This window comes from Solihabitans fulvus, from assembly GCF_008386585.1.
Classification (GTDB): domain Bacteria; phylum Actinomycetota; class Actinomycetes; order Mycobacteriales; family Pseudonocardiaceae; genus Solihabitans; species Solihabitans fulvus.
On sequence record NZ_VUOB01000086.1, the window covers coordinates 20,146 to 34,280 of the forward strand.

Consider the following 14,135-nt stretch of genomic DNA (forward strand, 5'->3'; position numbering starts at 1 on the left):
TGGTGGCTGTCCCGTCTAAGGGGTTACGGTCGACCGGGCCGTCAGCCCGCGCGACAAATCACGCAATGCCGCTGCGCCACTCAGGCATCGGCGTAGTACGGGGGTCGCAGCGCCTCCTCGACGAGCTCCGCGAGCCGGCCGGCAGGCAGGCGATCAAGGTCGGCCACCGCGTCCGCCACCGAGGGCGAGCCGCCGCCGCGCAGGAACTTGGCGCGGATCAGCTCGGGGTGGTTGGCCCTGGTGTGCGGGCCGGCGCCGCCGAGCGGGATGTCCTGTTGGCGCACGGCGGTCCGCCCGTCGCGCAGCCGCACGGTGACCCGCGCGCCGGTGACCTTCGTGGCGTCCTCGAAGGTCTCGCTCGGCGGCCCCAGCTCGGCGAGCAGGTCGCCGAGGCCCAGCGCCGTCACGTCCTGGCCGACCGAGCCGAACTCCCACTTCGCCGCCTTCGGCCCGGCCAGCCGCAGCGCCGCGCCGAAGGGCACGTCGGACCGGAAGGAGTCCCTGGTCAGCTCGGGGTCGTGCAGCACGCGCACGCGGTCGGCCAGCGCCCACCGCGCGGGGTCGGCCAGCCGCTCGCCGGCGAAGTCCGACGGCAGCAGCTCGCCGGTGAGCAGCGTGGTCGCCACCGTGTACGGCGTGGACACCACCAGGACGCTCAGCGGCGCGTCCGGCCCGGTGGCGAACGAGGCGATCCTGCGGTCCACGAACACCGTGTACCAGGAGGCGTGCACGACGACCTCGTCGACGTCCTCCTGCCGCAGCGGCCCCAGTTCCCTGGCGAGTTCCGCCGCGCAGTCCACCGCCGCGTCCACGCCCGGCCCACCGGGGTGCAGCTTGAACGACAGCGTGTCGGTGTGCCAGCGCTCCCCCAGCCCCTCGGTGACCGCCTCGGGCAGCGGGATGGAGGAGAACCGGGACAGGAAGCCGTCCGGGTGCTCGATCACGTCGAGCGCCCCGGTCAGCCCGGCCGAGGCCGCGTCGCAGGCATCCAGGCCGGCGCGCACCGGGGTGAACGCGTTGAACACCTTGGTGTCGCTGGCCAGGAACGCCGGCGGGATCACCCTCGGCGGCATGCCGAACGCGAGCGCCATGGCGTGCGCCCACTGCTGCCAGTCCGCCGACTCAAGGTGCGACCGGCCGGCCACCGCGCCGGCCAGGTGGGTGTAGGTCGCGCTCTGGCCCCGGAACGGCCCGAGGGTGGCGGCCGCGGTCAGCCGCGCGGCGCACTCGTTCGCGGCGATCACCGCCCCGAGCAGCTCGCGCCCGCTCGCGCCGCGCGCCGCCGCGTAGGCCAGCGGCACGTTCACCGTGGAGTTCGACAGGTGGCCGGCGTAGGCCGTGTCGTCCATCTGGAGCCACGCGGTGAGCCCGGCCAGCACGCAGGCCGACTGCTTGACGTCGGCCTGCGTCGGCGGCCCGAACGCCGTGACGACGGCGCGGCCGAGCGGGTGGCTCAGCCCGGCGCGGACGGCCGCGAGCTGGGACAGCACCTGGCTCTTCGCCAGTGCCACCACCCGCTCGGGCGCGTCCTCGACGGCCAGCTTGCTGGCCCAGGTGGCCAGCTCGGCCAGCAACGTCATGCCGTGGGCTCGCCGGGACGCCGCACGGTCACCAGGCCCATGTAGTCGTCCGGGCTGCAGTACGGATTGTCCTTCCCGTAGTTGCGGACGAGGTCGGTGACGCGGTTGGTCTCCACCAGCTCGAAGCCGGCGCGCTTGGCCGCGTCAACGGCCTGCTGCTCGGTGATGCCGAGCGTGTAGGGCTCGTTGCGGCGGCGCACGGACTGCGCGGCGCGGCGGGCGCCCCGGTAGCCGCTGGTGCCGTCGATGACCTCGGGGTCCATGTAGTCGAAGATCAGCACGCTGCCGGGGGCGCACACGGCGAAGATGCCGGCGAGTGCGCGTTCGAACGACTCCATCGTCAGGTAGTAGGACACGCCGAGCCAGGCGAGCACGGTTGGCTTGGCCGAGTCGAAGCCCGAGCCCTTGAGGCCGTCCTGGAGCGAGTCCTGCTGGAGGTCGACCGGGATGAAGGTGATGTTGTCGACCTTCGCGCCGATCCGGCTGAGCACCGACCGCTTGACCGCCTGCGTCGCCGGGTGGTCGACCTCGTAGAAGTGCACGTCACCAAGCTCGGGGTGGCGCAGCGCGGTCGAGTCGTATCCGGCACCGACCAGCACGACCTGGCGCGCGCCCCGATCGACGGCGCTGGCCAGCTGCTCCTCGAAGTACCTGCCGCGCAACAGGATCTCGGCGAGCAGACCGCCGAAGAGTCGGTCGAAGGTCCGCAGGCCGAACAGGGCCACGCGCGGCGTCAGGCGCAACAGCTTGTACCGGGGGTTGGACACGAAGTGCTGGGCGAAGGGATCGTCGACCAGGCGGCGGGCCGGGTGCAGGGTCGCATCGGCCGCGCGCATCTGGGCGTTGATCTCCGCAGTGGCACTGGGCTGCCCGGCGCGCAGTCGCGTCACCGTGGGTGGGGGCATCGGCGATGTCCTCTCGGCGTGTGGGTTGTCAGTGCAGATACGTGCCACGCGCGGCGATCCCTCGTTCTGTCGGGAAATCCGGACGAATCCGCCTGACCGGCTTCGATACGATGCGGAGAAGGAGGGCCGACGCCGGCCAGCGGCCTCCGCGCAGGGGGAACAGTGGAGTTTCGGATCCTGGGTCCGGTCGAGGCGATCGGCCCGGACGGTTCGGTGCGACTCACGCGCCCCAAGCAGCGGGCGCTGCTGTCCGCGCTGCTGCTGCGGGCCAACCAAGTGGTGCCGGTCGAGCAGCTCGCCGAAGCCATCTGGGACGGCAGCGCACCTTCGACTGCCGGTGCGGTGCTGCACACCTAATGTCTTTCGCCTGCGGCGCGCGCTCGCACAGGTCGAACCGGAGGGTGACCAGCGAATCGCCTTCACCACCGGATACCGACTGCGGGTCGAGCCCGGCGAGCTTGATCTGACGGTGTTCCGCGATCATGTGCGACGTGGCCGTGCCGACGCCGCTGCCGGCCGCCACCAGCGTGCGTCGACCGAGTTGCGGGCCGCCCTTGACCAGTGGCGGGGTTCGGCCCTGACCGGAGTGTCGGATCGCTACTTCGAGGCCGAGATCGTCCGGCTCGAGGACGAGCGTCTCGCGGCGGTGGAGGACCGGATCGAGGTCGACCTCGCACTCGGCGAGCACAGCGAGGCCATCTCGGAGTTACAGGACCTCACCGGGCGAAACCCGCACCGCGAACGACTGCACGGTCAACTCATGGTGGCGCTGTCGCGTGCCGGTCGGCAGGCGGAGGCACTACAGGTCTTTCGGAACCTCCGGCAGACGCTGATCGACGAGTTGGGCATCGATCCCGGTGCGCAGTTGCGAGAGTTGCACGAACGGGTCCTCCGCGGGGACATCGAACCGGTCGCTCCCCCGTCAGTCGACCGGCGAGTTCGACGCAACGACCTGCCCGCTGACGTCCTCGACTTCACCGGTCGCGAAGACGAGACGCAACGACTGCTGGCCACGCTGCCTGGCGATGGCACCGCCGTCGTGATCAATGCTGTCGACGGCATGGCCGGCGTGGGCAAGACGACGTTTGCCGTACATGTCGCGCATCGCCTCACCGACCTGTTTCCCGACGCACAGGTGTTCATCGACCTTCACGGTCACTCCACGGAACGCGAGGCCGTCGCCCCAGCGACAGCACTCGACCACTTGCTGCGCGCGCTCGGCGTGCCCAGCAGCGCGATCCCGCACGACCTGGATCAACGGGCGGCGCTCTGGCGAGCCGAACTCGCCGAGCGGAAAGCCCTGGTGGTGTTGGACAACGCGGCCAACGCCGCCCAGGTCAGGCCCCTGCTGCCCGGCGCAGCCGGCTGTCTGGCTCTCATCACCAGCCGGCGCCACCTTGCCGACCTCGAGGCAGCCCAGATCCTGTCGCTGGCGGTGCTTCCTCCCGATGACGCAGTCGACTTGTTCACCCGGATCGCTGGGCAGGAACGAATCGAGGCCGAGCCGGAGGCCGTCCGTGACGTGGTGAAGCTGAGTGGCTACCTGCCACTCGCTATCCGCATCGCCGCCGCGCGCTTGCGCAGCCGGACGACGTGGACCGTGAGTCACCTCGCGGAACGACTGCGCGAAGGACAACAGCGACTGACAGAACTAACCATCGGCGACCGCAGCGTCGCGGCAGCTTTCGCCCTCTCCTACAAGCACTTATCTGCCGAACAACAGCGCCTGTTTCGCTTGCTCGGCCTGCATCCCGGCGCCGACTTCGACGTCCATGCGAGCGCCAACCTCGCCGACCTCCAACCGGCCACCGCACAACTGCTGTTGGAGGACCTGGTCGACGTTCACCTCCTGCAGCTCTCATCGCCAGGGCGCTACCGGTTCCACGACCTGCTGCGCGAACACGCCCGCAGCACCGCCGAGGAGACCGACTCGGCCGCGCGTCTAGAGGCAAGCCTGACCCGACTGATCGACTTCTATCTACATACCAGCCTCACCGCCGTGTCGATACTGGATTCCGTCCTCCCAAAGGTCGAGGCCAAGCCTCCCGGCATCGGCCACCACCCTTTTCTGCTCGATGATGAGACGTCGGCGTGGCGGTGGTTCACCGTCGAAAACCAGAATCTGTTGGCAGCACAGCGGCTAGCACTCGGCAAGGGTTGGCATGCGCCGGTCTGGCAACTGGCCTGGGCACTCAATCCCTTCCACAACTGGAAAGGTCTCAACCACGACGCGCTCGTGGTGCGGCGAGCAGCGCTGGTTGCCGCCGATCAACTGGGCGAGACGGCAATTCAAGTTCAGACCCACCGACAGCTCAGCTACATCTACGCACGGACAGGGCACCACACCGTCGCTCTGGAACACCTTCATCAAGCCCTGCGCTTAGCTGAGGACGCTGGCGATCTTGAAGGTCAAGCCGCGACCCACCGTGCATTCGCTCGCGCCTACGAACTCCAGCAGCAGAATGATCGCGAGGCGTTGGCGCACGCCACTCAGGCGCTGAACCTCTTTGAGATCCTTGATCTACCGCGCATGGTAGGCAGACAGCACAGCCAGATGGGTTGGCACCACGCCAGACTGGGGAACCACGATGAGGCACGCACACATTGCGAAGCCGGTCTCATCGTGTCCCGTCAGCATCATGACCGAGTAGGCGCGAGTCTCGCATTCGACAGCCTTGGCTATGTCGCCTTCCTCAGCGGTCGGCACGAGCAGGCGGTGGACTACTACCAGCAGGCCGTCGAAGCGTACAACGATCTACACGAAGTCCATGAACAAGCTCACGCCCTTGAGCGGCTTGGGCAAGCAGAGCACGCCCTCAACCGTTATGCGCAGGCTCGGGCAAGTTGGCAGCGAGCACTGGACATGTTTCGAGTCCAGCACCTCGTCAAGGACGCCGAACGCGTTCAGCTGTACCTCGACCTTCTGGCCGACCGCTGAACAGGCCGTCGACGGATTCACGCGCGGGCGGCGGCGAGGTCTCTGGCGTGCTCCTCCCACGCGGCGGCCAGTCGGTCCACTGCGGACGCCAGGGTGTGCGGGGCCTCGGCGATGGACAGCCGGATGCCCGCGTGGTGTCGTCCGTCGACGCAGCTGGTCGCGCCCGGCGCGACGAGCACGCCGTAGCGGGCGGCCAGGTGCGCGTAGGTCTCGCTGTCGGCAACCGGCAATGTCGCCCACAGGGACAGGCCGGCAGACGGCCGGGTCGTCCGCCAGGCCGGCAGGTGCCGGGCGAGCAGGTCGAGCAGCAGGTCGCGGCGGGCGCGCAGCGCGCAGAGGAGGTCGGTCAGCCACGCCTCGTCGACGGCGCCGAGCAGCCGCAGGGCGAGGAGTTGGGCCGGTACGCTTGGCGCGAGGTCGCTCGCGGACCGCAGGCGCAGCAGGTGGCCGCGCAGGGCCGCCGGGGCGCGCAGCCAGCCGATCCGGAGGCCGGCCCAGAACATCTTCGACAGCGAGCCGATCGCGATGACGCCGTCCGAATCCCTTGCCGTGCCGGGTTTTGCCGCGGCGAGCGGGACGACCGGGTCGGCGGTCGGGTCCAGGCACAGGCCCGCCTGGGTCAGGTCCTCGACGATCAGCGCGTCGAACCGGCGGGCGGTGTGCAGCAGGGCGTTCCGGCGAGCGGCGCTCAGCACCGCGCCGAGCGGCGTGTGCGCGCTGGAGTCCACGTAGATCACCGGGGCCGGCAGGTGCGCGGCGGCGCGGTGCGCGGCGTTCGCGTCGATGCCGAGTTCGTCGGCCGGCACGGCGACGAGCCGGCCGCCGCGACCGGCGAGCGCACCCGCGAGCCCGGGATAGGTGGGGCAGCCGGTGAGCACGGCTCGTCCCGGCGACACGACCGCGCCGGCCACCAGCGTGAGGGCGTGCTGTGCGCCGGAGGTGATGATCAGCTGGTCCTCGGTGGTCGGCAGGCCGAGCCGCCGGGTGAGGTGGTCGGCCAGCGCGGCGCGCAGTTCGGGCAGGCCTGCCGGGTGCAGGCCGTGGTTGCCGACGGCGGCCAGGTCGGCGATCGTCAGGTCGGGCACGGCCGGCAGGTGGTCCACCCCCGCCGGCACGGACAGCGAGAGGTCGATGGTCTCCCGGTCGTCCACCATGCGGCGGCGCAGCAGCGCGGCGGCCGAGTTCTCCGCGGGCGTGTGCGTCCAGGACACCCGCCCGCGCACGAAGCTGCCGGCGCCCTGCCGGCGTTCGACCACGCCGGCGGCCACCAGCTCGTCGAACGACCGGACCACGGTGCCCCGGCTCACCGCGAGCGCGTCGGCGAGCGGGCGCTCCGCCGGTAGCCGGTCGCCCGCTCCGGCCAGGCCGTGTTCCACCGCGTCGGCCACGGCGGCGGCCACCCGCCGGTAGCGGGGCCCCGGCCGCTCGGCCCAGCCGTCCAGCGCGATCCGCACCCACCATCCGAGATCCTGGTCCACTTGGCCACATTGGCCCTGTTTCGTGTGGAGTTCAACCGTGAGGCTGACCGTCAGGTGGAGGTTCGCCAGGTAGAGGTCCATCGAGTCGAGGGAGAATGCGCGTGGAGCCGAGTCCGACGCTGGCCAGGCGGTTCTGGGAGGCGATCGAGCCGATCCACGCCGTGGCGTACTTCGCGCCGGAGCCGGCCGAGGTCGCCAGGGCGCTGGGGCTGCGGGGCTGGTGGATGGGCTACTTCGCCGGGCGGGTCGCGCCGCTGGGCGCGCTGGACGCGCCCGCCGTGACGGCGATGTTCTTCGGCTTCGCGCCGGGCATGGTGGCCCGCGCGCTGCCCGACGCGTGGGCGCACGCCACGCCGGACACGGTGCTGCGGACCCGGTTGGATGCCGTGCAGGCCGCGCTGGACCGGACGCTGCCGGCTGGTGACACCGGCGCGCTGCTCAAGCTGGCCGGGCTGCTGGAACGCGCCGCGCTCGGCTGCCGGTATGAGGGCAGGCCACTGGCCGCGGCCTGGTCCCGGGTCCGGCGGCCCGACGGCGACGCGGGGCGGGTCTGGCTGGCCGCGACCGTGCTGCGGGAACACCGGGGCGACGGCCACGTCATCGCGTCCGTGCACGCCGGGCTGCGCGGCATCGACACGACGCTCACGCACGTGGCCACCGGCGCGGTCAGCCGGGAGCTGATCCAGCGCAATCGCGGCTGGTCCGACGAGGACTGGGAGGGCAGCCGCCGTCGACTCGTCGCGCGCGGCCTGCTGGATCGCACGTCCCGGCTGACCAAGAGCGGCGGGGCGCTGCGCCGGCAGCTGGAGGACAGCACCGACCGGCTCGCGGCGGACCCGGTCGAGGCGTTGGGCGAGTCCGGGGTCGAGCGGGCGATCCGGCTGGCCGCGCCGATCAGCCGGCACCTGATCGACACCGGCGTCGTTCCGGTGCCCAATCCGATCGGCGCTCCGCGTCCGTAAATTCGTTGTTGTAGAAGGAGAATCCATGACAGTCCACTGTGGAGTTGAGAACGCCGTCGCGACCGTGACGATCGACCGGCAGGAGAAGCTGAACGCGTTGGACTACGCGACGATCGACGAGCTGTCGCGGCTTCTCGACGTGATCGAGGCCGACGAGACCGTGCGCGCGGTGATCCTCACGGGCGCGGGCAGGCGGGCGTTCAGCGCCGGCGCGGACATCAACGGCCTCGCCGACAGCGTGTCCGGCGGCGTCGACCGGGCGCTGCGCGAGTTCGTGCGGCGCGGGCAGGCGCTCACCGGGCGGATCGAGGCGTTTCGCAAGCCCGTCATCGTCGCCGTGAACGGCCTCGCCTACGGCGGCGGCTGCGAGATCACCGAGGCGGCCCCGCTGGCGATCGCCGCCGAGCACGCCACGTTCGCGAAGCCGGAGATCGCGTTGGGGATTCCGCCGGCGTTCGGCGGCACGCAGCGGCTGCCGAGGCACGTTGGCCGCAAGCGCGGCCTCGAGCTGATCCTGACCGGCGATCCGATCGACGCGGCCCGCGCCGCCGAGCTGGGCATCGTGAACGCGGTGGTGCCGGCCGACCGGCTGCTGCCGGCCGCGCGCGAGCTGGCCGAGCGGATCGTGCGGCACGCGCCGTCGGCGGTGGCCGCGTGCCTTGCCGCAGTCACCAGGGGGATCAACCTGCCCATCGACGAGGGACTCGCGGTTGAGGCGGCGTGGTTCGCCGTCACGGTGCCAACCGACGGCGTCCAGGAGGGGCTGCGGCGGTTCTTCGCGCGGTCGGGCCGGAGCGCCTGAGCTGTCTCGACAGCGCCGGCAGCGGCCCTAGTTCGCCCGGACGGCTCGGGGCACCCGAGCCGTCCCGACAGCGCCGGCAGCGGCCCTGGCTGCGTCCGTTCGGACCCGAACGGGCGCATCCGGGGTCCGCCGGTTGCCAGAACAGCACGGTCGTGCTGATAATGGCCCATGCGCAAGGGTGAGGAGACCCGACAGACCATCCTCGACGAGGCGGTCCGGATCGCCAGCACGGCCGGCCTCGACGGGCTGACCATCGGTTCGCTGGCGACGCAGACGAAGCTGTCCAAGAGCGGCCTGTTCGCGCACTTCCGTTCCAAGGAGTCCCTCCAGCTCCAGGTCCTCGACCACGCCGCCACCCGGTTCCTCAACGTGGTGGCCCTGCCGACGCTGGCCGCGCCGCGCGGCGAGCCCCGCGTGCGCGAGCTGTTCGAGCGGTGGATGGAGTGGGCGGGCGAGATCCTGCCCGGCGGCTGCCTGTTCATCACGGCCGGGGTCGAGTTCGACGACCGACCCGGCCCGATGCGGGACTACCTGGTCCGTCAGCAGCGCGACTGGCTGGAGACGATCGCCCAGGTGGTCCGCACCGCGGTGGCCGAGGGCGACTTCGACCCCGACCTCGACGCCGAGCAGTTCGCGCACGACCTCTACGGCGTGATCCTCGCCTACCACCACACGAAGCGGCTGCTGCACGACCCGGCGGCCGAGTCGCGGGCCCACCGCGCCTTCGGCGGACTACTGGCCGCCGCGCGCGAGCCGGGCCGCTGACCCCAGCGCCACATTCCCAGGAGACGCCATGACCAAGGCCGCTTCAGTCGCAAAGAAAAGCACGACCGTTCGGTCCTTTCGGCGGCTCGTGTTCGGCTCGGTCAGGCTCGCGTTCGCGGTGCTGGAGCGCGTCGCCCCCACCCTCGGCGGCTGGTGGGCGGAGCGACTGTGGTTCACCCCGCAGTCCAGCGGTCGCCGCGGCACGGTCGTGCCCTCGGCCCAGGGCCATCGGTTCGAGGTCTACGTGCACGGGCGACGGATGGTCGGCGAGAACTGGGGTGCGGGCCCGGTGGTCTACCTGCTGCACGGCTGGGGCGGCCACCGGGGGCAGCTCGGCGCGTTCGTGGATCCCCTGGTGGCCGCCGGCTACCGGGTGGTGTCCGTCGACGCGACCAGTCACGGCGAGTCCGCGCACGGCGACGCCGGGCCGGGCCGGAGCACCATCCTGGAGTTCACCGACGTCCTCGACGCGGTGTGCGTCGCCAAGGGTCCGGCGCACGCCGTGATCGCGCACTCGATCGGCTGCATGGCCACCGCGGTCGCCGTGCGCAACCGGCTTCGGGTGCGGCGCCTGGTGTTCATCGCACCGATGGGTGATATTCGCCCTTACACCAAGGAGTTCTCCCGCCGAGCCGGCTTCGGCGAGCGAGTCCGCGCGAACATGGTGCGGCGCATCGAACACCGCGTCGCGCTGCCGCTGTCCCATTTCGAGGTGGCCTCGATCGCCAAGGAAGTCGACACGCCGCCGCTGCTGCTCGTGCACGACCGCACGGACAACGAGACGAACTGGGCGGACAGCAGGGCCATCGCCGACGCGTGGCCGGACGCCCGCCTGCACAGCACGAACGACCTCGGCCACAACCGGATCCTCCAGGATCCCGACGTGGTCGCCGAGATCGTGTCCTTTGTCGTCGACACCGACGCAGCAGAGTCGCCAAGCGCCGGAGCCGCCGAGGGGCTGCGACAACTCGCTAGCCCTCGCACATTCACGCCAGAGCGCGACGTCCTCAGCGGACGTCGATGAGAAAGGGGACATGAGCGTGTCATCCGCATCCGAAACGGCCTCGCCAGGCACAGCGGTCAAACCTGGCTTGGTGCTGGCGTTGACCTCGGGCGCGACCTTCCTCGCGTTCCTCGACACGACAGTGGTCAACGTGGCCTTTCCCGCGCTTCGGGACAGCTTCTCCAGCGCCTCGGTGTCGACACTGTCCTGGGTGGTGAGCGCCTACGCCGTGCTGTTCGCGGCGCTGCTGACCCCGGCGGGACGGTTGGCGGACGTGTTGGGGCGCAAGCGACTCTTCCTGCTCGGACTGCTGCTGTTCACCGTGGCGTCCTTACTGAGCGCGATCTCCCCGAACATCGAGATGCTCAACATCTTCCGCGGTCTACAGGGCGCGACGGCCGCCGCGATGATCCCGTCGGCGCTCGGCCTCGTGCTGTTCGAGACGCCCGCGGAGCACCGGACGGCGGCGATCGGCGTGTGGGGCGCGACCGCCTCGCTGGCCGCGGTGGCCGGGCCGACGCTCGGCGGCGTGCTGGTCGACGTCTTCAGCTGGCGCGCGATCTTCCTGATCAACCTGCCGCTCGGCCTGTTCCTCGCGTTCGCCGGATTCCGCAACCTGCCAAAGGACCGGCCGACCGGGCACCGGCTGCCCGACATCATCGGCACGGTCGCCGTCACGCTCGGCATCGGCCTTGTCGTCGCTGGCCTGACGGAGGGCTACGGCTGGGGTTGGACCAACGTCAAGACGATCGGCGCGCTCGCGGTCGGCCTGGTGCTCGTGCTGTTCGGCCTGTTCCGGTCGCGCACCCACCCCGCCCCCGCGGTGGAGATCTCGTTGTGGCGCAACCGCACCTTCGCCCAGGCGAACCTGACCTCGCTGCTGTCGGGCATCGCGATGTTCGGCTGGCTGCTGTCCGGCCCGCTGTTCGTGTCGACGGTCTGGCACTACTCCGTGATCAAGTCCGGCGTGTCCGTGGTGCCCGGCGCGATCACCGGAGCCGTCGCGGCCATCATCGTCGGCAAGCGGTTGTCGTTGGCCGGCCAGCGCGCGTCGGTGTCGATCGGCATGATCCTGTTCGGCGCCAACGGCATCTGGATGTACTACGCGGTCGGCGCCGACCCGTCGTTCTGGTCGGTGTGGTTCCCGGCAGGGTCGATCGGCGGCATCGGGCTCGGCATGACCATGACCGGCCTGTCGTCGGTGGCCGCCGTGTCGGTGCCGCAGACCCGGTTCGCCACCGGCATCGGCCTGAACCTGACCGCCCGGCAGCTGGGCGGCGCGCTGGGTGTCGCGGCGGTCGCCGTCATCCTGTCGGAGAAGGGTTTGCGCGGCCCGCAGGGGTTCGACGACATCTTCCTGTTCAGCGGGATCGCCGCCGGTGTCGCGGCGCTGGCCGGGCTCATGCTGCTCCGCTCGCGGCCGGCCACCGCACCCGCCGGCGCGGCGACGGCGGCGGCGGGATCAGAGGGATGACCACCGCAGCACGCCTTCGGACGAAGGCGAGCATGTCCTAGACGGCCGGCGGTCGCCTCCGCACACCGGTGGAGGCGAGACGTCGGTACGGCCGATGGCCCCGTGGCGCGCGCCCGTCACGGGGCCATCGGCCTGTCCGGCTGCGTGGCGGGTTCAGGCGGACGGACCTATGCTGCACGTCTCGGCTCGCACGTCGGAAGCGAGGTCCGCTGTGGACACCTGGCAGCTCATCGCGACGGAACGCACCCGGTTGGCCGACTCCCTTGCCGGACTGGACGAATCGGCGTGGCGGTCACCGTCGCTGTGCGCCGGTTGGTCCAATCAGGACGCTCTGGCACATATCGTCGCGACCGCCGAGATCACGCAGGGCGGATTCTTCGGCGGCCTGCTCCGCAACGGCTTCAGCTTCCAGAAGATGGTGGCGGGCGACATCCACCGGGTCGGCGCGGCCGGCGTGCCGAGGATGCTGGAACGGCTGCGCGCCTCCGCCGGCAGCCGGAACCACCCGCCGGGCCCGGTCGCCTCGATGCTGCTGGAGATCGTGGTGCACGGCGAGGACATCGCCTTCCCGCTCGGCAACGCGGTGGACCACTCGCCGGAGGCGCTGGTCGGCGCGGCCGAGTTCGGCAAGTCCGCCCAGCCACTTGTCGGCTGCCGCAAGCGCATCGCCGGCCTGCGGCTGCGCGCGACCGACGCCGAGTGGTCGACCGGGTCGGGCCCCGAGGTCAGCGGGCCGCTGGTGCCGCTGCTGCTGGCGATGTGCGGCCGGAAGGCCGCGCTTGACTCGCTGACCGGCGAGGGCGTCGCCGCGCTCCGGGAGCGTCCCTAGGAGCTTCTGGCTGGATGCGGTCGACGCCGCGGGGGCAGGGACCTGGTCGGAGGGTTGGAGCGCGAGCAACGCGGTGCCCGCCGCCGACTGTCCCGGGCCGTGACTCAGTCGTAGGCTGCCCGGATGACTGACGGCGGCGGTTTCGAGGACGCGGTGCTGGCGCGGATCGACGAGATCGTGGCGTCTGCCGTGGCGCGGGGACAGGTGCCCGGCGTGGTCGCGGCCGTGGCCCGAGGCGACGCGGTGCATCTCGCGACGGCCGGGGTCATGGCGGTGGGCGGGCCGCCGATGCGGCGGGACACGCAGTTTCGGATCTCCTCGACCACGAAGCCGATGACCGCCGCGGCCGTGCTCTCGCTGGTCGACGACGGCGTGCTCGAGCTGGACGCGCCCGTCGACGAGCTCCTGCCCGAGCTGGCCGATCGCCGGGTGTTGCGCAGCCCGGACGGGCCGCTCGGGGACACGGTCCCAGCCCGACGCGCCATCACCGTGCGGGATCTGCTCACCTTCACCTGGGGATTTGGGATGCAGGGCGCCATGTTCATGGCGGCCGAACCGTGGCCGATCCTCGCCGCGACGCAGGCCCGGGAGCTGGCCACGTTCGGCCCGACGCAGCCGGACGCGATGCCGGATCCGGACACCTGGCTGGCCCGGCTCGGCGAGTTGCCGCTGCTGGCTCAGCCGGGCGAGCGGTGGCTCTACCAGTCGGGTTCGCAGGTGCTGGGGGTGTTGGCGGCGCGGGCCGCCGGGGCGCCCTACGACGAGGTGCTGCGGGCGCGGCTGTTCGGTCCACTCGGGATGGACAGCACCGGGTTCCACGCGACCGACATCACTCGGCTGGCGACCGCGTACGAGAGTCGGGACGGCCGGCTGGAGGTGAGCGACCCGCCGGGCGGCCAGTGGTCCCGTCCCCCGAGATTCCCCGACGGCGGCAGCGGTCTGGTCTCCACGGCCGACGACATGGTCGCGTTCGGCAGGATGCTGATGCGCGGCGGAGCTCCGGTGCTGATGTCGGACACGGTCGCCGAGATGACCCGCGACCAGTTGACCCCCGCGCAGCGGGCGAACGTCTGGCCCGGCTTCAGTTTTCTGGACGACCGCGGCTGGGGCTACGGGATGTCCGTGCTCGACGACGGCAGCTACACCTGGGAGGGCGGGTCAGGGACGGCGTGGACGAACGTGCCGTCGCAGGATCTCACCGTAGTCGTGCTCACCCAGCGCGCCGCGGACGCGACCGGGATGCCGGCCGTGTGCGCCGACGTGCTCGAGGCGGCCCGCGACGGCCTTCGCGAGCACGGGACGTCACCCGTTCGGTAAGCGGCGTTACCGCACGCATTGACACGCGCATGTGACCTGGGCCACCCTCAACGCTACCTACTGTCGAGTAGCAACCAGGAGC

The 14,135-nt window shown here is 71.2% G+C and carries 12 protein-coding genes; 9 read left to right on the forward strand and 3 right to left on the reverse strand.

Annotation, left to right across the window (positions count from 1 at the left end; all coding sequences use genetic code 11):
* Positions 1–80 precede the first annotated feature (80 nt).
* Together F0L68_RS38325 and F0L68_RS38330 are read right to left on the reverse strand one after the other, a co-directional pair.
* Positions 81–1,580, reverse strand: coding sequence for an MmgE/PrpD family protein (locus F0L68_RS38325; RefSeq protein WP_149854826.1), 1,500 nt, complete (start codon positions 1,578–1,580; stop codon positions 81–83).
* The gene (locus tag F0L68_RS38330; RefSeq protein WP_149854827.1) at positions 1,577–2,485 is read right to left on the reverse strand and encodes a class I SAM-dependent methyltransferase; all 909 of its coding nucleotides are present in this window, start codon (positions 2,483–2,485) and stop codon (positions 1,577–1,579) included. The genes F0L68_RS38325 and F0L68_RS38330 overlap by 4 nt, the downstream gene beginning before the upstream one ends.
* 162 nt (positions 2,486–2,647) lie before the next feature.
* Between F0L68_RS38330 and F0L68_RS42885 the strand changes: the two genes are divergently transcribed.
* Both F0L68_RS42885 and F0L68_RS38335 read left to right on the forward strand, forming a co-directional pair.
* Positions 2,648–2,842, forward strand: coding sequence for an AfsR/SARP family transcriptional regulator (locus F0L68_RS42885; RefSeq protein WP_188317052.1), 195 nt, complete (start codon positions 2,648–2,650; stop codon positions 2,840–2,842).
* Positions 2,823–5,423: an AfsR/SARP family transcriptional regulator gene (locus tag F0L68_RS38335; protein WP_188317053.1), complete on the forward strand. Its 2,601-nt coding sequence runs from the start codon at positions 2,823–2,825 to the stop codon at positions 5,421–5,423. Before F0L68_RS42885 ends, F0L68_RS38335 begins: the two co-directional genes overlap by 20 nt.
* A 17-nt stretch (positions 5,424–5,440) precedes the next feature.
* Here F0L68_RS38335 and F0L68_RS38340 read toward each other — a convergent pair whose 3' ends face one another.
* A complete protein-coding gene (locus tag F0L68_RS38340) occupies positions 5,441–6,901 on the reverse strand; it encodes an aminotransferase-like domain-containing protein (RefSeq protein ID WP_188317054.1) in 1,461 nt (486 codons plus the stop codon).
* A 101-nt stretch (positions 6,902–7,002) separates the two neighbouring features.
* Here F0L68_RS38340 and F0L68_RS38345 point away from each other — a divergent pair, with 101 nt between their 5' ends.
* From F0L68_RS38345 to F0L68_RS38375, 7 genes are all read left to right on the forward strand, one after another.
* Positions 7,003–7,863, forward strand: a complete 861-nt coding sequence (locus tag F0L68_RS38345; protein ID WP_223199517.1) for an SCO6745 family protein — start codon at positions 7,003–7,005, stop codon at positions 7,861–7,863.
* A gap of 25 nt (positions 7,864–7,888) precedes the next feature.
* Positions 7,889–8,665 carry a crotonase/enoyl-CoA hydratase family protein gene (locus tag F0L68_RS38350; RefSeq protein ID WP_149854831.1) on the forward strand — a complete coding sequence of 259 codons (777 nt, stop codon included), beginning with the start codon at positions 7,889–7,891 and terminating at the stop codon, positions 8,663–8,665.
* A gap of 168 nt (positions 8,666–8,833) precedes the next feature.
* Positions 8,834–9,430: a TetR/AcrR family transcriptional regulator gene (locus F0L68_RS38355; RefSeq protein ID WP_149854832.1), complete on the forward strand. Its 597-nt coding sequence runs from the start codon at positions 8,834–8,836 to the stop codon at positions 9,428–9,430.
* Between the two features lie 28 nt (positions 9,431–9,458).
* Positions 9,459–10,454: an alpha/beta fold hydrolase gene (locus F0L68_RS38360; RefSeq protein ID WP_149854833.1), complete on the forward strand. Its 996-nt coding sequence runs from the start codon at positions 9,459–9,461 to the stop codon at positions 10,452–10,454.
* Between the two features lie 70 nt (positions 10,455–10,524).
* Positions 10,525–11,907: a DHA2 family efflux MFS transporter permease subunit gene (locus tag F0L68_RS38365; RefSeq protein WP_188317055.1), complete on the forward strand. Its 1,383-nt coding sequence runs from the start codon at positions 10,525–10,527 to the stop codon at positions 11,905–11,907.
* A 211-nt stretch (positions 11,908–12,118) separates the two neighbouring features.
* Complete coding sequence (locus F0L68_RS38370) at positions 12,119–12,736, forward strand: maleylpyruvate isomerase family mycothiol-dependent enzyme (RefSeq protein WP_188317056.1); 618 nt, start codon at positions 12,119–12,121, stop codon at positions 12,734–12,736.
* A 123-nt stretch (positions 12,737–12,859) separates the two neighbouring features.
* Positions 12,860–14,053, forward strand: a complete 1,194-nt coding sequence (locus F0L68_RS38375; protein WP_149854836.1) for a serine hydrolase domain-containing protein — start codon at positions 12,860–12,862, stop codon at positions 14,051–14,053.
* Positions 14,054–14,135 lie beyond the last annotated feature (82 nt).

What these genes read in the sequence shown, in the direction of transcription:
- F0L68_RS38325 (WP_149854826.1), bottom strand. Translation starts at nt 1,580, where the DNA reads ATGACGTTGCTGGCCGAGCTGGCCACCTGGGCCAGCAAGCTGGCCGTC.
- F0L68_RS38330 (WP_149854827.1), bottom strand. Translation starts at nt 2,485, where the DNA reads ATGCCCCCACCCACGGTGACGCGACTGCGCGCCGGGCAGCCCAGTGCC.
- F0L68_RS38350 (WP_149854831.1), top strand. Translation starts at nt 7,889, where the DNA reads ATGACAGTCCACTGTGGAGTTGAGAACGCCGTCGCGACCGTGACGATC.
- F0L68_RS38355 (WP_149854832.1), top strand. Translation starts at nt 8,834, where the DNA reads ATGCGCAAGGGTGAGGAGACCCGACAGACCATCCTCGACGAGGCGGTC.
- F0L68_RS38360 (WP_149854833.1), top strand. Translation starts at nt 9,459, where the DNA reads ATGACCAAGGCCGCTTCAGTCGCAAAGAAAAGCACGACCGTTCGGTCC.
- F0L68_RS38375 (WP_149854836.1), top strand. Translation starts at nt 12,860, where the DNA reads ATGACTGACGGCGGCGGTTTCGAGGACGCGGTGCTGGCGCGGATCGAC.